Here is an 18,784-nt window from a genome sequence, read left to right as displayed (position 1 = left end):
TTTTTCATGCGTCCAGCGTGACACCACGGCGTGGCTACGGGTCTAGCCGCTGCGATAGGTCTGGGGCATTTCCGCGAGCAGGCCGCGCCCGCCGGCCATGGTCAGCGCCAGGTCGTTGAGTGCGTCCCATACCGGCAGCGCCAGGCCACCCTTGACGGCCTGATCGATGCGCTGGGCGAACAGCAGCAGCTTGTGGAGGCGGCGATGGGGCAGGCGCTGCAGGGCCTGCTGGTAGTTGGGGCGGCGCTTCTCGGGAATCATCGGCCGTTGCTGCTTGCAGGCGTGCTCGAGGCTCTGGCCCTGCTCGAGATGCTGTTGCAGCGAGAGCAGGATGCGCATTTCGCGGGTCAGCGCCCAGAGTAGCACCGGTGCTTCGATGCCCTCGCTTTTCAGCCCGCGCACGATGCGCACGGCGCGTTCGCGCTCGCCACGCAGGCAGGCGTCGGTCAGCGTGAACACGTCGTAGCGGGCGTTGTCCTCGACCCCCGAGGCGATCGCCTCGGCATTGAGCCGGGCGCCCGGGGGCTGCAGCAGCGAGAGTTTCTGGAGCTCCTGGTCGGCGGCGAGCAGGTTGCCCTCGGTGCGTTCGCCGAGCAGCCGGGCGGCATCCATGTCGAGCTGCAGGCCATAGCGGGTGGCGCGATCACGCATCCAGAACCCCAGCCGTGAATGATCGACCGGCCATACCGGTACGAACACGCCGAGCTTGTCGAGCGCCTTGAACCACTTGCTCTGTTGTTGCTTGCGATCGAGCCGGCCCGCCGAAATCAGCAGCACGTCGTCACTGTTCGGCGCCTGAGCGGCGAACGCTTCCAACGCCTTGCCGCCCTCCTGACCGGGGGCCTGGTCGCCGAGTCGCAGCTCGATGAGCTTGCTGGTGGCGAACAGCGACATGCTGGCGGCGGATTCGGTGAGCCGCCCCCACTGGAAGCCGGGCTCGACATGCAGCACCTCGCGCTCCTCGATCCCGCGTTCGCGGGCCACCTTCCTGACCTCGTCGCAGGCGTCGCGCTGGATCAGCGGCTCGTCGCCGGCGACGATGATCACCGGCGGCAGCTTCCTGGCCAGTGTCTCGGGCAGCTTGTCGGGAAAGACCTTCAACGCGAGGCATCCAGGTTGCGCAGGCGATCCAGCAGTCGCTGGGCGGCGTCGCGACGCAGCGACTCGAGCGCACGTTCACGGTCGTCGTCCTGGGTCAGCAGCTCGTTGTCGTTGGCCCGGAAGGTGGTCGCTACCGCCACTCGCTGCTGGTCGAGCAGGTAGGCGTCGTCGCCGGTGCGCTGGACCGAGAAGGGTACCTCGAGCTGCAGTTCGATCTCGCGGGTGCCGCTGCCGCCGGCGCTCAGGTCGATCTCCTGGATGCGCTCCGTGCCGAGATTGAGACGCAACGCTGCCGCATCGCTGAGTTCGATACCGGCGTCGCGCAGCGCGCGGCCGACGCTGTCGCCGAGCGCCGAGGGCGTCGCCGCTAGCGCCAGGCTGTCGATGCCGACGTCTTGTGATGCGCCGGTGTCGCGCAGATGAAAGCCACAGCCGGGCAGGGCGGCGATACCGGCGCCGAGCAGGGCGACGCTCAGGGACCGGGTGAGAAAAGTGCGACGCTTCACGGCTAGCTCCTTGCTTTGTGATTATCCGACAGCGCGCCGGGCGGCGACGATCAACTGGCGACGATATTGACCAGCTTGCCCGGCACCACGATCACCTTGCGCAGTGTCTTGCCCTCGATGTGGCGCAGGACGTTCTCGTTGGCCAACGCTTCGGCCTCGACGACCTCCTTGGCGGCGTCGGGGGCGATCTCGATGCGCGCGCGCAGCTTGCCGTTGACCTGCACGGCGAGCTCGAGGCTGTCCCTGACCAGCGCCTGCTCGTCGAGCTCGGGCCAGCGGGCGTCGATGGCCGGTTCGCGATGGCCGAGGGCCTGCCACAGCGCATGGCAGGCATGCGGCGTGATCGGCGCGAGCAGCAGCACACAGGTTTCCACCGCCTCGCGGGCCACCGCCAGATCCTGCGGCGTGGCGTCGGCGCGTTCGCTCTGGAAGCGGCCGAGGGCATTGGACAGCTCCATCACCGCGGCGATGGCGGTATTGAAGGTGGTGCGCCGACCGATGTCGTCGCTGGCCTTCTTGATGGTTTCGTGGGTCTTGCGACGCAGTCCTCTCTGCCCGTCATCGAGCGCCTGGCTATCCAGCGTCGGCACGGCGCCGGCGTTCTCCTCGGCGGCCAGGTGATCGGCGACCAGCTTCCACAGCCGCTTCATGAAGCGATGCGCGCCTTCGACGCCGGCGTCGGACCACTCCAGCGATTGCTCCGGGGGGGCGGCGAACATCATGAACAGGCGCACGGTGTCGGCGCCGAAGCGGTCGATCATCGCCTGCGGATCGACGCCGTTGTTCTTCGACTTGGCCATCTTCTCGATGCCGCCCATCTGCACGGGCTGGCCGTCGCTTGCCAGCACCGCGCTGACCGGACGGCCCTTGTCGTCGCGCTTGACCTCGACGTCGGCGGGGTTGAACCAGTCCTTGCCGCCGTTGTCGGCCTCGCGATAGAAGGTCTCGGCGATCACCATGCCCTGGGTCAGCAGGCGCTGGAACGGCTCGTCGCTCTCGATCAGACCGAAGTCGCGCATCAGCTTGTGGAAGAAGCGCGCATAGAGCAGGTGCAGGATGGCATGCTCTATGCCGCCGATGTACAGGTCCACCGGCAGCCAGTAGTCGGCGCGTTCGTCGAGCATCGCCTCGAGATTGTCGGCACAGGCGAAGCGCGCGTAGTACCAGCTCGATTCCATGAAGGTGTCGAAGGTGTCGGTCTCGCGGGTCCAGCCGTCACCGAGGTCGTAGAATGCCGGCATCTTCTTGAGCGGCGAGCCGCTGGCGTCGACCTCGACCTCCATCGGCAGGGCGACCGGCAGCTCGTCATCGGTCAGCGCCACGGTCTGGCCCTCGGGCCCGTACTTGACCGGGATCGGCGCGCCCCAGTAACGCTGGCGGGCCACGCCCCAGTCGCGCAGCCGGAAGTTGGTCTTGACGGTGCCGCGACCTTCGGACTCGAGCCGGGCGGCGATCGCCTGGAAGGCGGCATCGAAATCGAGCCCGTCGAACTCGCCGGAATTGATCAGCGCGCCATGCTCGACATGGGCACCGGCGCTGAGATCCGGGGTGTTGCCCTGTTCGTCGGCGATCACCGCGACGATCGGCAGGCCGTACTTGGTGGCGAACTCCCAGTCGCGCTGATCGTGGCCGGGGACGGCCATCACCGCGCCGGTGCCGTACTCCATCAGCACGAAGTTGGCCACGTAGATCGGCACTTGGTTGCCGGTCAGCGGGTGGCGCGCGGTGAAGCCGGTGTCGCGGCCGCGCTTTTCCATGGTCGCCAGGTCCGCTTCCGAGGTGCCGCCGCGGGCGCACTCCTCGAGGAAGCCGGTCAGCGACGGGTCTCGCTCGGCCGCGGCCCTGGCCAGCGGATGGCTGGCGGCGACGGCGACATAGGTCACGCCCATCAGCGTGTCGGGGCGGGTGGTGTAGACATCCAGCGTCTCGTCACGACCGCAGACGTCGAAGCTCAGTTCGACGCCGCGCGACTTGCCGATCCAGTTGCGCTGCATGGTCTTGACCTGCTCGGGCCAGTCGACGTGATCGAGATCGGCGAGCAGTTCCTCGGCGTAGTCGGTGATCTTGAGGAACCACAGCGGGATCTCCTTGCGCTCGACCAGGGCGCCGGAGCGCCAGCCGCGCCCGTCGATGACCTGCTCGTTGGCGAGCACGGTATTGTCCACCGGGTCCCAGTTGACCGCGGCCATCTTCTTGTAGACCAGCCCCTTGTCGACCAGGCGGGCGAAGAACCACTGCTCCCAGCGGTAGTAGTCGACGTCGCAGGTGGCGAATTCACGGCTCCAGTCGTAGGCGAAACCCAGCGCCTTCAACTGGCGGCGCATGTAGTCGATGTTCTGGTAGGTCCAGTCCCCCGGCGGCACGCGGTTCTTGATCGCGGCGTTCTCCGCCGGCATGCCGAAGGCGTCCCAGCCCATCGGCTGCATGACGTTCTTGCCCTGCATGCGCTGATAGCGCGAGACCACGTCGCCGATGGTGTAATTGCGCACATGCCCCATGTGCAGCTTGCCGCTGGGGTAGGGGAACATCGACAGGCAGTAGAATTTCTCGCGCCTGGCGTCCTCGACGGCCTTGAAGCACTGGTTGTCGTCCCAGTAGGTCTGGGCGGCCGATTCGATCGCGTGGGGCTGGTACTGTGTGTCCATCGTTTGCGTGGGGCACCTTGCGTTGGGGAATCGACGATTCCTTGGGCTCGTGATTCGCAGCACCGGGCACCGGTGCCGACCTGATCGGTTGTGTCGGTTCGACCCGCCGAGCGGGGAGCGCGACGTTTCCGATGGCGATAACACCCTGCCGCACAATGTGTTAGAAAATTAATGGAGGCAGGCATGGAATAGCGTTCATGCTGGCCCAAGGATACCCCAAGACGTGCATCGGCAGGTAGGGGCAGCGCCCAGGCGGTCGATGCGCGTCACGTCAAGCGATTGCAGAGGAGAGGCGCCATGAGTGACGACCAGCAACAGGATCGGCGGCTGCACGATGCCTACGAGCGCGTGCTGCACCGCATGCGCGACGGGACCGACGAGCTTTCCTGGGAGCGGTTGCAGCATGAGCTCGACGAGGCGGTGGCCTTCGAGGTCGAGGTCGAGGAGTTCACCAAGGATGAGATGTCGCTGCTGCGGGCCTGGGTCGAGCGCGACCTGAAGGACCTGCGCGGCTACCTGGCCGCCGGTGGCAGCGGCGTGGCCAGCTGGCTGGGCATCGACTTGAACGTGCTGTCGCGCAAGGTCAGCGAGGCGCTGCTGTCGATCGCCGATCGCAGCGTGGTCGATCGCGAGCGCTTCGAGGACGATCTGGAGGCCGCCCGCGCCGATTACACCGAGGGCGAGCTGGCCGCGCCCGGGCGCATGGCCTGTGTGCACTGCGGCGAGACGCTGATACTGGAGCGCATCACCCGCCTCGAGCCCTGTCACGCCTGCGGACATCGCTATTTCGAGCGCGCGCCGTCGAGCGGCGAGGCCGGGTGATTGCCGTGGTCCAGCCGTGACCCGCCGGGGCTCAGCGCCGCCGGGTCTGGCGCAAGCGTAGCCCGGGGACCAGCATCAGCCCGGCGAGCAGCCAGGTCGGCCAGCTGCCGGTGCGGGTGAAGGGCGTTTCACCCTGCATGGCGCGAACCTCGCCGACCACCTGGCTGGTTTCGAACTGCGGGGCACGGTGGGTCACCCGTCCCCGAGGGTCGATGATCGCGGTGACCCCGTTGCTGGTGGCGCGCATGACGTAGCGGCCATTCTCCAATGCCCTGAGGCGGGCCATCTGCAGGTGTTGCAGCGGACCGATGGAGCCCCCGAACCAGGTGTCGTTGGATACCGTCAGCAGTGCCTCGGCCTGGCGTGCACGACTCGCCACCAGATCGGGGTAGATGATCTCGTAGCAGATCGCCGTGCCGATGGACAGGCCGGCCGCGCGAATCGGCGGCTGGTCGTGCGCGCCGGCGGAGAAGCTCGACATCGGCAGGTCGAAGAAGGCAATGATGCCGCGCAGAAGCCACTCGAGCGGCATGAATTCGCCGAACGGCACCAGGTGTTCCTTGCGGTAGCGGCCCTGAGTGTTGCCGAGGCCGATCACCGCGTTGTAGTAATCCCCCTGTTCGTCGCGCTCGACGATGCCGGTCAGCAGCGCGGTGTCGGTCGGCAATGTCGTCTGGAGACGTTCGAGCAGCGGCAGGGCCTGTCGCTCGAACATCGGCAGTGCGGTTTCCGGCCAGACGATCAGATCGACATCGTCGCCGAGGCTGCGGGTCAGGCGCGCGTAGGTATTGGCGGCGTTGCGCTGGCCCTCGGCGGTCCACTTCATCAACTGCGGCAGATTGCCCTGCAGCAGCGCCACGCGGGTCGTCTCGCCCGGCGTCGTCCAGTGCCCGGGCAGCGTCGGCGGCACCAGCCACAGGGCGGCCAGCGGGGCGAGCGGCCACCAGCGACGGCGCAGCAATTCGACGAGCAGCGTGCCGCTCAGCGCGGTGACCAGGCTGAGCAGGTAGACGCCGCCCAGCGGCGCCAGCGGCGCCAGCGGCGAGTCGACGTGGGCGCTGCCGAGCAGCAGCCAGGGGAAGCCAGTGAACAGGTAGGTGCGCAGCACCTCGGCGAGCACCCAGAGGCCGGCGAAGCTGAGCCAGGCCAGGCGCGCTCCGGTGAAGCGCCGGTAGAACCAGAACGGCACGGCGTAGAACAGCGCCAGGGTCACCGCGAACAGCGCGGTCAGGAAAACCGCCAGCGGCACGCCGGTATAGCCGTAGTCGTGGATCGAGACGTAGATCCAGGAGGTGCCCGAGCCGAACAGCCCGACGCCGAAGCTCCAGCCGCGCAGCGCCGCCTGTCCGGGCGTCTGGGCGTGGAAACCGGCAAATACCAGGGCGACGGCCACCGGACCCAGCCACCAGAGCTGGAAGGGCGAGAAGGTCAGCGTGGTCAGGCCGCCGGCGACCAGCGCGGCCAGATAGCCCATCCAGGGACGGTAAACTGTGGACATTCAAGGCACTCCGTAGCGGGACGTGCCTCTTATACCAGAGCCGCTGCGCAAAGCGAAACCGCGTCGGGAGGAACGCCGGGCTAGCCGTCGCGCCCCTCGTCGGTCACGCCCTCGGCGACCTGCTCGACCTGCAAAAGCCGAATGCGACGATTGTCGGCGCCCAGCACGGTGAAGCGCCACTCGCCGAGATGGGCCTGCTCGCCACGCCGCGGCAGATAGCCGAAGCGTTGCATCACCAGGCCGCCGACGGTATCGAACTCATCGTCGGAGAATTCGGTATCGAAGCGCTCGTTGAAATCATCGATGGGCGTCAAGGCGCGAACCGCGAAGCTGCCGTCGCCCATGTCGCGGATGTCGTCTTCCTCGTCGGTGTCGTGCTCGTCCTCGATGTCGCCGACGATCTGCTCGAGGATGTCCTCGATGGTCACGATACCCGCGGTGCCGCCATACTCGTCGACCACCACCGCCATGTGGTTGTGGGTGTCGCGGAACTCCTTGAGCAGGCTGTTGAGCCGCTTGGATTCGGGAATGAACATCGCCGGGCGGATCACTTCGCGCAGGGCGATGCGGTCGCGCTCGCCGTCGTTGATCTGCAGCAGCGGCAACAGGTCCTTGACCAGCAGGATGCCGAGTACCTCGTCGAGGTTCTCGCCGACCACCGGGTAGCGCGAGTGACCGGTTTCGAAGATCACCGGCAGGTAATCTTCCGGGGCCTGCTCGATGCCGATGGCGGTGACCTGGGAGCGCGGGATCATCACTTCGCGGGTCTGCTGGTCGCTGATCTGGAAGGCGCCCTCGATGATCGTCAGGGCATCCGGATCCAGGCGCAGCTTGGCGGCGGCCTCGCGCAGGAAAACCAGCAACTCGTCGCGGGAGTTGGGTTCGTCGGAATCGCTGGAAAAGGCAGTGAACAACTTCTCGAGCCAGGACTTGCCGCCCTGGCCGCTCGATCGGTCTTCGCTCATGCGTCGGGTCTCGTGTCCTCGCTGTCACGCTCGTCGTCGGCAAGCGCATAGGGATCGGGAATGCCTAAGCCATCGAGAACGGTGCGCTCGAGGGCCTCCATGATCTCGGCTTCAGCCTCATCTATATGGTCGTAGCCCAATAAATGCAAGGTGCCGTGGATCACCAAATGGGCGTAGTGATCGGCCAACAGCTTGTGCTGGTCACGGGCTTCGCGGCACATGACCGGGTGACTGATCACCAGATCGCCGAGCAATGGCAGGTCGAGCCCGGGCGGCGCCTCGAAGGGGAAAGACAGCACGTTGGTGGGACGGTCCTTGCCGCGGTAGTCGCGGTTGAGCGCCTGGCTCTCGGCATCGTCGACCAGGCGGATGGTCAGCTCCGGCGTCTCGGCGGCCGGTGCCGGGCCGATGTCGCCCCGCTCAAAGCGCGCATGTTCGGCGAGGGTCGCCGCGACCCAGCGGCTCAGCGCCTCGACGCCGGGCAACTCATCGCTGCTCGCGGTGGCCAGCTGCAGGTCGACCAGCGGCCCGGGGTCGTCGTTCATGACCCGCCCTCGCCCGAGGAGGCCTCGCTGCGGGATTCGGAGGCCCCGGCCTCGCTGGCCTGCCTCTCCCGGCGGGCCGTGTCGCGGGCTTCGCGGCGGGCGCGATCGTCGGCTTCCTGCTCGGCCTCGAAGTAGTCGTAGGCCTCGATGATCCGCTGCACCAGCGGATGGCGGACCACGTCCTTGGCGGCAAAGTGGGTGACGCCGATCCCCGGGGTGTCCTTGAGCACGTCGAGCACCTGGATCAGCCCCGACTGCTGGCCGCGCGGCAGGTCGACCTGGGTGATGTCGCCGGTGATCACCGCGGTGGAGCCGAAACCGATGCGGGTCAGGAACATCTTCATCTGCTCGCGGGTGGTGTTCTGGCTCTCGTCGAGAATGATGAAGGCGTTGTTCAGCGTGCGACCGCGCATGTAGGCGAGCGGGGCGATCTCGATCACCTGGCGCTCGATCAGCTTGGCCACCTGCTCGAAGCCGATCATCTCGTAGAGCGCGTCGTAGAGCGGTCGCAGGTAGGGGTCGATCTTCTGGGCCAGGTCGCCGGGCAGAAAGCCCAGCTTTTCGCCGGCCTCGACCGCCGGCCGTACCAGCAGGATGCGCCGCACCTGTTGCTGATTGAGCGCCTCGACGGCGGCGGCCACGGCCAGGTAGGTCTTGCCGGTACCCGCGGGGCCGATGCCGAAGTTGATGTCGTGCTTGCGGATGCTGGTGACGTAGTTCTGCTGGTTCAGGCCGCGCGGCTTGATGACGGCGCGCGGGGTGCGGATGATCACCTCGCCGTCACCGCCCGTGCCTTGCTCCTCCTCGAGTGCCTCGATGCCCGATTCCTGCAGGAACAGGTGCACGGTGTCGGGATCCAGGTCGCCGGATTCGGTCTCGCGGTAGAGGTGCTCGACGACATTGGCCGCGGCCTTGACGTGCGGCCCGGGACCGGCGAGCTGAAAGGTGTTGCCGCGGTTGCGCAGCGTCACGCCGAGGCGCGACTCGACCAGCCTGAGGTGTTCGTCCTGCTGCCCGCAGAGCTTGGCCAGCCGCATGGGGTCGTTGGGCTCGAGGGTCAGGGTGAGGACGCGATTGGCCGGGGAACTTTGTTGGCTCAAGAACAGGGCTTCCATTCGTTGTCTGGGAACATGAAGTCAGCTTAGTGCCCCGGGCGAGCCCGGGGCAATCAAAGAAGCCGATTGCCATTGCAAGCGAACTTTACGAGCGGGGCGGGCGCGGTCAGTGACGGACCGACGAGACGAGCGTGGCGCGCAGCGAATTGGGCAGCGCTTCGGTGATCTCGACGTCGACGAAGGTGCCGATCATCGCGGTGGGGTCGTCGGCGCTGAAGTTGACCACGCGGTTGTTCTCGGTGCGCCCCGAGAGCTTGCCGGGGTCGCGGGGCGAGAATCCGGTGACCAGGATGCGCTGGGTCGAACCGACCATGCGCCGGCTGATCTGCATGGCGTTCTGGTTGATGCGCTCCTGAAGGATCGCCAGGCGCTGTTTCTTGACCGACTCGGGCGTGTCGTCCTCGAGCGCCGCCGCCGGGGTGCCCGGGCGTGCGGAATAGACGAAGCTGAACGAGACGTCGAAACCGATCCGATGGATCAGATCCATGGTGGCCTCGAAATCGGCCTCGGTTTCGCCCGGGAAGCCGATGATGAAATCCGAGGAGAAACTGATGTCGGGGCGCAGCGCACGGATGCGCTCGAGCTTGGCGACGTACTCCTCGACGCCGTGGCCGCGCTTCATCGCCGCCAGGATCCTGTCGGAACCCGCCTGGACCGGCAGGTGCAGGTGACTGACCAGCTCGGGGATTTCGCCATAGGCCTCGATCAGGCTGTCGGAGAACTCCACCGGATGCGAGGTGGTGAAGCGAATGCGGTCGATCCCCTCGACGGCGGCGACGCAGGCGATCAGCTCGGCGAGGTCGATCTCCTCGCCGGTCTCGTCTTCGCCGCGGTAGGCGTTGACGTTCTGCCCCAGCAGGTTGATCTCGCGCACGCCCTGGTCGGCGAGGTGAATGACTTCGTCCATGACCGAGGCGAACGGCCGCGAGACCTCCTCGCCACGGGTATAGGGCACCACGCAGAAGGTACAGTACTTGGAGCAGCCCTCCATCACCGAAACGAACGCGGTCGCGCCGTCGGCGCTCGGCTTGGGCAGGTGATCGAACTTCTCGATCTCGGGGAAGGTGACGTCGACCACCGAGATCGGTTCGGCATTCCTGCTGCGCGATTCGAGCATCGAGGGGATGCGATGCAGCGTCTGGGGGCCGAACACCATGTCCACATGGGGGGCGCGCTTGCGCAGGTTCTCGCCCTCCTGGCTGGCCACGCAGCCGCCGACGCCGATCACCAGGTCGGGGTTGCGCTCCTTGAGTTTCTTCCAGCGGCCGAGCTGGTGGAAGACCTTCTCCTGGGCCTTTTCGCGGATCGAGCAGGTATTGAGCAGGATGACGTCGGCATCCCGCTCGTCGTCGGTGAGCTCCATCTGATGCGATTCGCCGAGCAGATCCGCCATGCGCGCGGAATCGTACTCGTTCATCTGGCAGCCGTGGGTCTTGATGAAGAGTTTCTTCGCCATAGAGTGCGTCGGCGTCGAGCGCCCGCTTTGTCCGTGAGTCGAGGGAGTGAAGGCATGACCGCGAGGGCCGCCTACGACAGATGGGTGAAATTATACGTACCCGGCCCCCGGCTTGACCAGCCTTGTCCGGCCGACCTTCGAAGCCGCGGCGTCTGTGATATTCTTGGCGGCTGGAGTGGCGCCTCGCGCCTGAGGGTTTCCATCTGAGTGACGGGAGTGGTATGGCGTCGAAATCGATCTATCGGGTGGTTTTTCACAATCAGGGGGAAATCTGGGAACTTTACGCCCGGGAGATTTTCCAGAGCGATCTGTGGGGGTTCATCGAACTCGAGGCGTTCGTCTTCGAGGATGCCTCGAGAGTGGTGGTCGATCCGTCGAGCGAGAAGCTGCGCCGCACCTTCGATGGGGTGAGCCGCAGCTATATTCCGATGAACGCCATCGTGCGCATCGACGAAGTGGAGCGTGAGGGAACGCCCAAGGCCGTCAAGGCGGACAGCAAGGTGGCCGAGTTTCCGCGGCCGATGAATCTGCCGCCACGCGACGATCGCTGAACGGTCAAATTTTGACCGAAATGTGGCATGGCCCGATCAGTCGCCGGGTCTGCCGATCGCCGCGGCGGGTTTTCCCAAGACTTATCCACAGAAAGTGTGGATGGCTGCAAGTCCCCTGAAGCAGACTGCCGAAAAACAGGACGTGGCAGCCTAGGGGCAATCGTGTGGAGCCGATGGTCAAGAGCCTTCCGATAACCGGGAAGACAGTGGAAAATGTTCAAGATCAATAAGTTGATGGCAGGGTTGGCATTGGGTCTGGGGTTGTTGGGGGGCGCTGAAGCCGCTCGCGCCCAGGCATCGCCGTCGACCCTCTGGGTGGCCGACGACCTGACGACATTCGTGCGCAGCGGCCCTTCCAATGAATATCGAATCGTCGGGACCCTGGAGTCCGGCGCGGAGGTCACGGTGCTCGAGACCAGCGGCGATTACAGCCGCGTGCGGGTCGCCGATGGCGACGAGGTCTGGATTCAGAGCGATCAACTGCAGGATGAGCGCAGCCTGACGGATCGGGTTCCCGAATTGCGTTCGCGTGTCGATTCGCTCAGTTCACAGCTCGAGTCGATCAACGACGAGTGGCAAGGGCGCGTGGCGACGATGACCGAAACCCTCGAGACGCGTCAGCAGCGCATCACCGAACTGGAAAGTCGCAACGCCGAACTCGACAGCCGGTTGAGCCAGTCGCAGGCGAGTCTGCGTCAGCTCAAGGCGCGGCTCGATACCCAGGAAGAGGATCTGTTGATGCGCTACTTCATGTACGGCGGCGGGGTGGCCGGCGCGGGACTGGTCGTCGGTCTGCTGGTGCCTCACCTGCCGCGCCGGCGGAGCAAGCGTGATCGCTGGTTCTGAGACGCGGGACGGTACGTGGGATTGCCCGGCGAGCCGGTGAAGAAAGGAGCAGACGGTGGACAATGAATGGCTACGGCGCTGGCGAGAGGGCCGCATCGGCTTTCATCGCGATGCCGTGCATCCGGCGCTCGCGGAGTACTGGCCGACACTCGGTGCCGTCGAGGCGGGCAAGGTGCTGGTGCCGCTCTGCGGCAAGAGCCTCGACATGCGCTGGCTGGCCGATCGCGGCCATCCGGTGCTGGGCATCGAGCTGGCCCGGGACGCCGTCGAGCAGTTCGTTGCCGAGGGCCACGGCGCGGTATCGCGCTATCGCCAGGGCGTGTTCGAGGTCTATCGCCAGGGCAGCGTCGAAGTGTGGTGCGGCGACTTCTTCCACTTTCACGTCGAGCAGGCGCTGGAGCTGCAGGCCTTCTACGACAGGGCGGCCCTGATCGCCCTGCCGCCGGCGACGCGTCAGCGCTATGCCTTTCACCTCGCGCAGCTGTTGCCGCCCGGCGCCCGCGGGTTGCTGGTGAGTCTGACTCACGGCGACGGTCCCGAGCGGGGGCCGCCCTATTCGGTAGGGGCCGACGAGGTCGAGCGCCTGTTCGCGAGCAACTTCGAGCTGGAGCGATTGACGGTGACGCCCCCCGACGAGCGCGGCTGGCGCGAGCAGGTATGGTCGCTGGTTCGTCGCGGCCCGGGCCGCGAGGGCCCGAATGGGCGGATCCGAGTGGCGTCGGAGTGAAAAAAACGCGCCCGGCGAGAGCCGGGCGCGTCTTGACGAGGGCACGAGGAGGCTAGCGTGCCAGCAACTGGCCGATCTGCGGGTCGCCGAAGGTGCGGTCGAGCGCATTGCTGAGCAGTTCGGTGACCATCTGGTTGTTCTTCTCGTAATCCGGGGTCAGGGCGTAGCTCTGCTCGCGCTTGGCGGTATAGATCCCGGTGTAGACGCTGCCCTGATTCTCGACCACGGCCTGGAGCTTGGCGACCAGCATCGCCTTGTCGAGCATCGCCTGGGCATCGCCTTTCTGGTAGCTCAACTGGGTCAGCGTCAGGGTCAGGCTGGGCCGGCCCTCGGCTTCCTGCGAAGTGGGCTCGAAGCCCATCTGGCGCAGTGCCGCCTCGGCCTGCTGCTGAAGCTTGGGCATCAGGGTATGCGCGGGCACGCTGATGGTGTCGGTGGACATCTGCTTGCCGCTGCGCGTCCCCAGCACGTCGGACTCGCGACCGTCGGCGGTGGTCAGCGTCACTGCCTGGCCGCTGCCCGCCTGGGGCAGGTTGCTGGAAACCGTCGGCTCGACGCTAAGATATTGCGGGCTCTGCGCGCAACCGGCCAGCAGCAGCGCCGCACCGAGCGCGGCGAGCCCGCCGACCTGTCTGGCAATCTTGGCAATACGCATCTCGGTTCATCTCCTCTAATCGGTCGATCCGGATAGCCGGGCGCTTGCGTGCCTGCATCGCCCGTGTCGTGACGCAGTATAACCTTCGCGGCGGCGCGGCGAGAGTGGCCGGTCACGAGGAGGCGACGGCCCGGCCGGTGGAGCGAGCGGCACGCTCGTCGCTGAAGCGGCGCCAGCGGCGCGGTTCCACGAACAGGTGTTGTCCGCGGCGGATCGCCAGGCGCTCGAAGTCGGCATGACGCACGGTGGCCAGCCAGGGCTCGGCGAGCCAGTCGGCCTCCAGCTCGACGCGTACCTCGGCGCCGACCGGAGAGACCGCGGTGACGCAGACCGGCAGGTGGGCATGCGCGGTCGGCGCTTCGATCAGCCTGAGCTCGTGGGGACGCAGCAGCAGTTCCTCGCGACCCTCGTCGAGGTCGACGGTCAGCCGCGCGGCGCCACAGGTCAGTTCGCCGTCGCGCACCTCGCCCTCGAGGCGATTGACGTCGCCGAGGAACTCGAACACGAAGCGGTTGGCGGGCTTGCGATACAGCGTATCGGGCTCGTCGATCTGCTCTATGCGTCCGTTGCTCATAACCACCACGCGATCCGACAGCTCCAGGGCCTCCTCCTGGTCGTGGGTGACGAATACGCTGGTGAAGTTGAGTTCATCGTGCAGGTGGCGCAGCCAGCGACGCAGGTCCTGGCGCACCTTGGCATCGAGCGCACCGAACGGCTCGTCGAGCAGCAGCACGTCGGGTTGCAGGGCCAGCGCGCGGGCCAGCGACACGCGTTGCTGCTGGCCGCCGGAGAGCTGGGCCGGATACCGGTCGGCGAATGCCTCCAGCCGGACCATTTCCAGCAGCCGGTGGACCCGGGCGCGGATCTCGCCGTTCGAGGGCCGGGTGCGGCGCGGCATGGCGGTCAGTCCGAAGGCGACGTTGTCGAACACGCTCATGTGCCGGAACAGTGCATAGTGCTGGAAGACGAAACCGATGCGCCGATCGCGAACGTGCACGTTGGTGACTTCGCGATCGCCGAAGTGGATCGATCCCGCGGGCGCGCGGTCGGCCTGTTCGAGACCGGCGATGATCCGCAGCAGGGTGGTCTTGCCCGACCCCGAAGGGCCCAGCAGGCCGACCAGTTCGCCGTCGCCGATGTCCAGGTCGAGCGGCGCCAGGGCGCTGTTGTCACCGAATGTCTTGGCGATATTCTTCAGGCGGATGCTCATGCGGCAGTCTCCCGGCGCGTGGCGCGCCATTCCAGAAGGGCCTTGGCGGCCAGCGTCAACAGGGCGATCAGGGCCAGCAGCGCGGCCGCGGTAAAGGCGCCGACGGTGTTGTAGTCCTGGTAGAGCAGTTCGACATGCAGCGGCAGGGTATTGGTCTCGCCGCGGATCGAGCCCGACACCACCGACACGGCACCGAACTCACCCACCGCCCGGGCGTTGGTCAGGATCACCCCATAGAGCAGCGCCCACTTGATGTTGGGTAGCGTCACGCGGCGAAACACCGTCCACCCCGAGGCGCCCAGCGTCACCGCGGCTTCCTCCTCGCGGGCGCCCTGGGCCTGCATCAGCGGAATCAATTCGCGAGCGACGAACGGGCAGGTGACGAAGATCGTCACCAGCACGATGCCCGGCCAGGCGAACATGATCTGGATGTCGTGGCTGTCGAGCCAGCCGCCGACCCAGCCGTTGCGTCCGTAGAGCAGTAGGTAGACCAGCCCGGCGACCACCGGCGAGACCGCGAAGGGAATGTCGATCAGCGTCTGCAGCAGCCGTCGGCCGGGGAAGCTGAACCGCGTCACCAGCCAGGCCAGGAACACCCCGAAGACCAGATTGACGGGAATCGTCAGCAGCGTGACGAACAGCGTCAGGCCGATCGCCGCCAGGGTGTATTCGTCGCTGAGGTTGGCCCAGAACATCGCCACGCCCTCGGCGAAGGCCTGGGCGAAGATCGCCACCAGCGGCAGCAGCAGGAACAGCGCCGCCAGAACCAGCGCCAGGCCGATCAGCAGCCGACGAATGCGCGGCGCGTCACCGATACGTTGCATCAGCCCTTGCCTCCATGCAGTCGGCGGATGAAGCGACCCTGCCACAGGTTGAGTGCCAGCAGCAGCGCGAGCGACACCGCCAGCACCACCGAGGCGATCGCCGAGGCGCCGACATAGTCGTATTCCTGCAGCTTGACGAAGATCATCAGCGAGGTGATCTCGGTCTCGTAGGGCATGTTGCCGGCGATGAAGATCACCGCGCCGAATTCGCCCAGCGAGCGCACGAAGGCCAGCCCGGTGCCGGTCACCAGCGCCGGCCACAGGTTGGGCAGGATCACCCGGCGAAACGCGGTGGCATCGCTGGCACCGAGGGTCAGCGCGGCCTCGTCGATCTCATGGGGCAGATCCTCGAGCACCGGCTGCACGGTGCGTACCACGAAGGGAATGCTGGTAAAGGCCATCGCCAGGGCGATGCCCACCCAGGTGTAGGCGACCTCGATTCCCAGCGGTGCGAGCAGCCGGCCCATCCAGCCGCTGGACGAATACAGCGTCGCCAGGGTGATGCCGGCGACCGCGGTGGGCAGCGCGAAGGGCAGATCCATCAGTGCGTCCAGCAGCCGCTTGCCGGGGAACTCGTAGCGCACCAGCACCCAGGCCATCAGCAAGCCGAACAGCGCATTGACCATCGACGCCGCCGCGGCGGCACCGATGGTCACCAGATAGCTGGCGACCACCCGCGGTTCGCTGATGATCGCCCAGTATTCGGCCAGGCTGACGCCGGCGAGCTGGCCGACCAGGCTGGTCAATGGCAGCAACAGCACCAGCGAGACGAACAGCAGGGTAATCCCCAGCGACAGGCCGAAGCCGGGCAGCACCCGCTTGGGCGCCGACCGGCCGAGTAGCGCGAGCGTGTTCATCGACGCTGCAGCTGGTCCAGCACGCCGCCGCTGGAGAAGTGGGTGTCCATGACCTCGCCCCAGCTACCGAACACGTCCTCGACGCGCAGCAGTTCGGTCTCGGGGAACTGGTCGGCGAATTCGGCCTGGACGTTGTCGTCGTTGACGCGATAGTTGAAGCCGGCCAGCAGGCGCTGGGCCTCTTCGGTGTACAGGTAGTCCAGGTAGCCATAGGCCAGCTCGCGGGTGCCGTTGCGCTCGGCGTACTCCTCGACCACCGCCACCGGGAACTCGGCGAGGATGCTCACCGGCGGCACGACCACATCGTAGTCGTCCTGGCCGTACTCCTTGCGGATGTTGTTGACCTCGGACTCGAAGCTGATCAGCACGTCGCCGATGCCGCGCTCGACGAAGGTGGTGGTGGCGCCGCGGCCGCCGGTGTCGAACACCTTGACGTTGCCCAGGAACCGCTTCATGAAGTCGCGGATCCTGTCCTCGTCGCCGTCGAAGGCGCGATCGGCGTAGCCCCAGGCCGCCAGATAGGTATAACGGCCGTTGCCCGAGGTCTTGGGATTGGGAAACACGATCTCGACATCATCGGCGACCAGGTCGTCCCAGCTGTCGATACCCTTGGGATTGCCCTCGCGAACCAGGAAGGCCGTGGTCGAGTAGTAGGGCGAGGCGTTGTTGGGATACTGCTGCTGCCAGTCCTCGGCGACCAGGCCGGCCTCGGCCAGCACGTTGACGTCGGTGACCTGGTTGTAGGTCACCACATCGGCCTTGAGGCCCTGCATGATCGCCCGTGCCTGCTTGGATGAACCGCCGTGGGACTGCTTGATCTCGACGCTTTCGCCGTGCTTTTCCTGCCACCAGTCGACGAACTCGGGGTTGATCGTGGCGAACAGTTCGCGGGCGATATCGTAGGAGGAGTTCAGCAGCTCGCGATCGGCGGCCAGCGCCGGGGAAGCGATGCTGCCGGTCAGGGCGGCGGTTGCCGCCGAGGCGATGGCGCCACGCCGCAGTACGCTCAGAAATGTCATGGACGGCTCCAGAATGGACGGGAATGGCTGAAGGCTAAACCAGTCATTCTGGAATGACAATCCTGTCAGTTATTCGTATTTGTAATAAACACCCTCGTCGTTCGGTATGCGGCTAACCTTTTCGAGCGCTTCAGGCATCGTTCGCCGGGCCGGGCAGGGCGCGCCCGATTAGCCACAGGCCGACGGCGGGGCCGGGCAGCAACAGCCAGGCCAGCCACTCGCCCAGCAACGGCCACAGCGGTATCAGCACCACCAGCGACACCACCGAGGTGGCGTAACCGATGGCGTTCTGCAGGGTCAGTCCGGTACCCAGCAAATGGCTCGGGCAGGCCCGCGCCGAGAGCGCCGAGAAATGCGCCGAGTCGACCACCGCCAGTGCGCTCCACAGGCCCAGGAAGATCACCAGCACCAGCGCTGGCGCGCCACTCAACCAGGGATAAAGCAGGCAGCAGCCGCTCGAGCCGGCCAGTCCGAGCATGGCGACACGCCGGCTGCCGAGGCGCTGGCTCAGCCAGCCGCCCAGCCAGCACGCCGGCCCGCCGACGGCGATCAGCGCGAAGCTGCCCAGCGCCAGGCCGACCCGGGAGGCCTCCGGCCAGGCCTGGGCGAGCAGCAGCGGGATCAACGCCCAGAGGGTATAGAGCTCCCACATGTGGCCGAAATAGCCGCCGGCGGCGCGCCGGTAGCCGGCGATGGCGAATACGCCGAGATCGACCAGCGGCCGCTTGCCCTGCGTAGAGGTCTTGGCGACGGCCACCTCGGGCGCTTCGCCCAGCCGGCCGACCATCAGCGCGGCGACCAGCGCCAGGGCGGAGGCGCCCCACACGCCGCTGGCCCAGGGCAGGCGGAAGGCGTCGAGCAGGCTCAAGCCATGCAGGGCATGGGGCAGTGCGGTACCGATGACCAGCATGCCGACCAGCCAGGCCAGACCCAGTCCGGTGCGCCCGGGCGACCAGCCGACCATCAGCTTCATGCCGATCGGGTAGATGCCGGCCAGGGCCATGCCGGTGATCAGCCGCAAGCCCACCGCCGGCCACAGCCCGCCGGCCAGCGGCAGCAGGGCATTGGCGGCGGCGCCGAGCAGGCAGGCGGCGGCGAACAGCCGGCTGGCGTCGCGACGATCGGCCAGGCCGCTCAGGCCGATCGCCAGGGTGCCGAGCAGAAAGCCCACCTGAACCGCCCCGGTCAGCCAGCCGAGATCCGTCGCGGCCAGCGACCAGGCCCGCTGCAGATCGCCGATGACGGCGTTGGGGGTAAACCACAGCGCGGTGCCGAACAACTCGGCGATGGCGATGATGAGGATGGGCATTGCGGAGGCGCGGCGTCAGGGATGGATCGCCATTAGCGCATGTGGCGGCGAGCGCGTCGATGGCACCAAGGTCGCGCGGCGCCCGGCAACGAAAACGCCCCGGCAGTGGCCGGGGCGCAAGCGGAAGCGTGTC

Annotated in this window: 18 protein-coding genes; 4 read left to right on the top strand and 14 right to left on the bottom strand. The window is 66.7% G+C overall.

The window, feature by feature from the left end; genetic code table 11:
- Window positions 1-42: 42 nt before the first annotated feature.
- The 3 genes from holA to leuS are packed head-to-tail and all read right to left on the bottom strand — an operon-like array spanning window position 43 to window position 4,252.
- The gene (gene holA / locus HR9077_RS09230) at window positions 43-1,101 is read right to left on the bottom strand and encodes a DNA polymerase III subunit delta (protein WP_136066718.1); all 1,059 of its coding nucleotides are present in this window, start codon (window positions 1,099-1,101) and stop codon (window positions 43-45) included.
- A complete protein-coding gene (locus tag HR9077_RS09225) occupies window positions 1,098-1,607 on the bottom strand; it encodes an LPS-assembly lipoprotein LptE (protein WP_136066717.1) in 510 nt (169 codons plus the stop codon). The genes holA and HR9077_RS09225 overlap by 4 nt, the downstream gene beginning before the upstream one ends.
- A gap of 50 nt (window positions 1,608-1,657) precedes the next feature.
- Window positions 1,658-4,252: a leucine--tRNA ligase gene (gene leuS, locus HR9077_RS09220; protein WP_136066716.1), complete on the bottom strand. Its 2,595-nt coding sequence runs from the start codon at window positions 4,250-4,252 to the stop codon at window positions 1,658-1,660.
- Window positions 4,253-4,549: 297 nt separating this feature from the next.
- On the opposite strand from leuS, the gene HR9077_RS09215 reads away from it, so the two are divergent.
- The gene (locus tag HR9077_RS09215; RefSeq protein WP_136066715.1) at window positions 4,550-5,074 is read left to right on the top strand and encodes a zinc ribbon-containing protein; all 525 of its coding nucleotides are present in this window, start codon (window positions 4,550-4,552) and stop codon (window positions 5,072-5,074) included.
- Window positions 5,075-5,105: 31 nt separating this feature from the next.
- On the opposite strand, the gene lnt is transcribed toward HR9077_RS09215, so the two are convergent.
- The 5 genes from lnt to miaB form a co-directional block, all read right to left on the bottom strand.
- A complete protein-coding gene (lnt, locus tag HR9077_RS09210; protein WP_136066714.1) occupies window positions 5,106-6,572 on the bottom strand; it encodes an apolipoprotein N-acyltransferase in 1,467 nt (488 codons plus the stop codon).
- 80 nt (window positions 6,573-6,652) lie between these two features.
- Complete coding sequence (locus HR9077_RS09205; protein ID WP_136066713.1) at window positions 6,653-7,537, bottom strand: HlyC/CorC family transporter; 885 nt, start codon at window positions 7,535-7,537, stop codon at window positions 6,653-6,655.
- On the bottom strand, window positions 7,534-8,082 hold the full coding sequence (gene ybeY / locus HR9077_RS09200) for an rRNA maturation RNase YbeY (RefSeq protein WP_136066712.1): 549 nt from the start codon (window positions 8,080-8,082) through the stop codon (window positions 7,534-7,536). Before ybeY ends, HR9077_RS09205 begins: the two co-directional genes overlap by 4 nt.
- On the bottom strand, window positions 8,079-9,197 hold the full coding sequence (locus HR9077_RS09195) for a PhoH family protein (RefSeq protein ID WP_136066711.1): 1,119 nt from the start codon (window positions 9,195-9,197) through the stop codon (window positions 8,079-8,081). Before HR9077_RS09195 ends, ybeY begins: the two co-directional genes overlap by 4 nt.
- A gap of 106 nt (window positions 9,198-9,303) precedes the next feature.
- Window positions 9,304-10,653 (bottom strand): tRNA (N6-isopentenyl adenosine(37)-C2)-methylthiotransferase MiaB, encoded by a 1,350-nt coding sequence (miaB, locus tag HR9077_RS09190; RefSeq protein ID WP_136066710.1) that lies wholly within the window; start codon window positions 10,651-10,653, stop codon window positions 9,304-9,306.
- Window positions 10,654-10,874: 221 nt separating this feature from the next.
- Between miaB and HR9077_RS09185 the strand changes: the two genes are divergently transcribed.
- From HR9077_RS09185 to HR9077_RS09175, 3 genes are all read left to right on the top strand, one after another.
- Complete coding sequence (locus HR9077_RS09185; protein WP_136066709.1) at window positions 10,875-11,204, top strand: DUF1820 family protein; 330 nt, start codon at window positions 10,875-10,877, stop codon at window positions 11,202-11,204.
- Window positions 11,205-11,417: 213 nt separating this feature from the next.
- Window positions 11,418-12,050, top strand: a complete 633-nt coding sequence (locus HR9077_RS09180; protein WP_136066708.1) for a TIGR04211 family SH3 domain-containing protein — start codon at window positions 11,418-11,420, stop codon at window positions 12,048-12,050.
- Window positions 12,051-12,105: 55 nt separating this feature from the next.
- Window positions 12,106-12,777, top strand: a complete 672-nt coding sequence (locus HR9077_RS09175) for a thiopurine S-methyltransferase (RefSeq protein WP_136066707.1) — start codon at window positions 12,106-12,108, stop codon at window positions 12,775-12,777.
- A gap of 52 nt (window positions 12,778-12,829) precedes the next feature.
- Here HR9077_RS09175 and HR9077_RS09170 read toward each other — a convergent pair whose 3' ends face one another.
- The 6 genes from HR9077_RS09170 to HR9077_RS09145 all read right to left on the bottom strand — a co-directional run bounded on the left by HR9077_RS09170 (window position 12,830) and on the right by HR9077_RS09145 (window position 18,651).
- Window positions 12,830-13,432 (bottom strand): YajG family lipoprotein, encoded by a 603-nt coding sequence (locus HR9077_RS09170; RefSeq protein ID WP_136066706.1) that lies wholly within the window; start codon window positions 13,430-13,432, stop codon window positions 12,830-12,832.
- A 112-nt stretch (window positions 13,433-13,544) separates the two neighbouring features.
- A complete protein-coding gene (locus HR9077_RS09165; RefSeq protein WP_136066705.1) occupies window positions 13,545-14,642 on the bottom strand; it encodes a sulfate/molybdate ABC transporter ATP-binding protein in 1,098 nt (365 codons plus the stop codon).
- A complete protein-coding gene (gene cysW, locus HR9077_RS09160; RefSeq protein WP_136066704.1) occupies window positions 14,639-15,466 on the bottom strand; it encodes a sulfate ABC transporter permease subunit CysW in 828 nt (275 codons plus the stop codon). The genes HR9077_RS09165 and cysW overlap by 4 nt, the downstream gene beginning before the upstream one ends.
- Window positions 15,466-16,323 carry a sulfate ABC transporter permease subunit CysT gene (cysT, locus tag HR9077_RS09155; protein WP_136066703.1) on the bottom strand — a complete coding sequence of 286 codons (858 nt, stop codon included), beginning with the start codon at window positions 16,321-16,323 and terminating at the stop codon, window positions 15,466-15,468. The genes cysW and cysT overlap by 1 nt, the downstream gene beginning before the upstream one ends.
- Entirely contained in the window at window positions 16,320-17,342 is a 1,023-nt protein-coding gene (gene cysP, locus HR9077_RS09150; RefSeq protein ID WP_136066702.1) for a thiosulfate ABC transporter substrate-binding protein CysP, read from the bottom strand. Before cysP ends, cysT begins: the two co-directional genes overlap by 4 nt.
- A gap of 130 nt (window positions 17,343-17,472) precedes the next feature.
- Window positions 17,473-18,651: an MFS transporter gene (locus HR9077_RS09145; RefSeq protein ID WP_136066701.1), complete on the bottom strand. Its 1,179-nt coding sequence runs from the start codon at window positions 18,649-18,651 to the stop codon at window positions 17,473-17,475.
- Window positions 18,652-18,784 lie beyond the last annotated feature (133 nt).

It is taken from the genome of Modicisalibacter radicis, assembly GCF_900961225.1.
Taxonomy (GTDB): domain Bacteria; phylum Pseudomonadota; class Gammaproteobacteria; order Pseudomonadales; family Halomonadaceae; genus Modicisalibacter.
This window is presented reverse-complemented; position numbering and strand designations above follow the sequence as displayed.

Coding starts and splice junctions, on each gene's coding strand:
- leuS (WP_136066716.1), bottom strand. CDS start 4,252: ATGGACACACAGTACCAGCCCCACGCGATCGAATCGGCCGCCCAGACC.
- HR9077_RS09215 (WP_136066715.1), top strand. CDS start 4,550: ATGAGTGACGACCAGCAACAGGATCGGCGGCTGCACGATGCCTACGAG.
- lnt (WP_136066714.1), bottom strand. CDS start 6,572: ATGTCCACAGTTTACCGTCCCTGGATGGGCTATCTGGCCGCGCTGGTC.
- HR9077_RS09205 (WP_136066713.1), bottom strand. CDS start 7,537: ATGAGCGAAGACCGATCGAGCGGCCAGGGCGGCAAGTCCTGGCTCGAG.
- ybeY (WP_136066712.1), bottom strand. CDS start 8,082: ATGAACGACGACCCCGGGCCGCTGGTCGACCTGCAGCTGGCCACCGCG.
- HR9077_RS09195 (WP_136066711.1), bottom strand. CDS start 9,197: ATGGAAGCCCTGTTCTTGAGCCAACAAAGTTCCCCGGCCAATCGCGTC.
- miaB (WP_136066710.1), bottom strand. CDS start 10,653: ATGGCGAAGAAACTCTTCATCAAGACCCACGGCTGCCAGATGAACGAG.
- HR9077_RS09185 (WP_136066709.1), top strand. CDS start 10,875: ATGGCGTCGAAATCGATCTATCGGGTGGTTTTTCACAATCAGGGGGAA.
- HR9077_RS09180 (WP_136066708.1), top strand. CDS start 11,418: ATGTTCAAGATCAATAAGTTGATGGCAGGGTTGGCATTGGGTCTGGGG.
- HR9077_RS09170 (WP_136066706.1), bottom strand. CDS start 13,432: ATGCGTATTGCCAAGATTGCCAGACAGGTCGGCGGGCTCGCCGCGCTC.
- HR9077_RS09165 (WP_136066705.1), bottom strand. CDS start 14,642: ATGAGCATCCGCCTGAAGAATATCGCCAAGACATTCGGTGACAACAGC.
- cysW (WP_136066704.1), bottom strand. CDS start 15,466: ATGCAACGTATCGGTGACGCGCCGCGCATTCGTCGGCTGCTGATCGGC.
- cysT (WP_136066703.1), bottom strand. CDS start 16,323: ATGAACACGCTCGCGCTACTCGGCCGGTCGGCGCCCAAGCGGGTGCTG.
- cysP (WP_136066702.1), bottom strand. CDS start 17,342: ATGACATTTCTGAGCGTACTGCGGCGTGGCGCCATCGCCTCGGCGGCA.
- HR9077_RS09145 (WP_136066701.1), bottom strand. CDS start 18,651: ATGCCCATCCTCATCATCGCCATCGCCGAGTTGTTCGGCACCGCGCTG.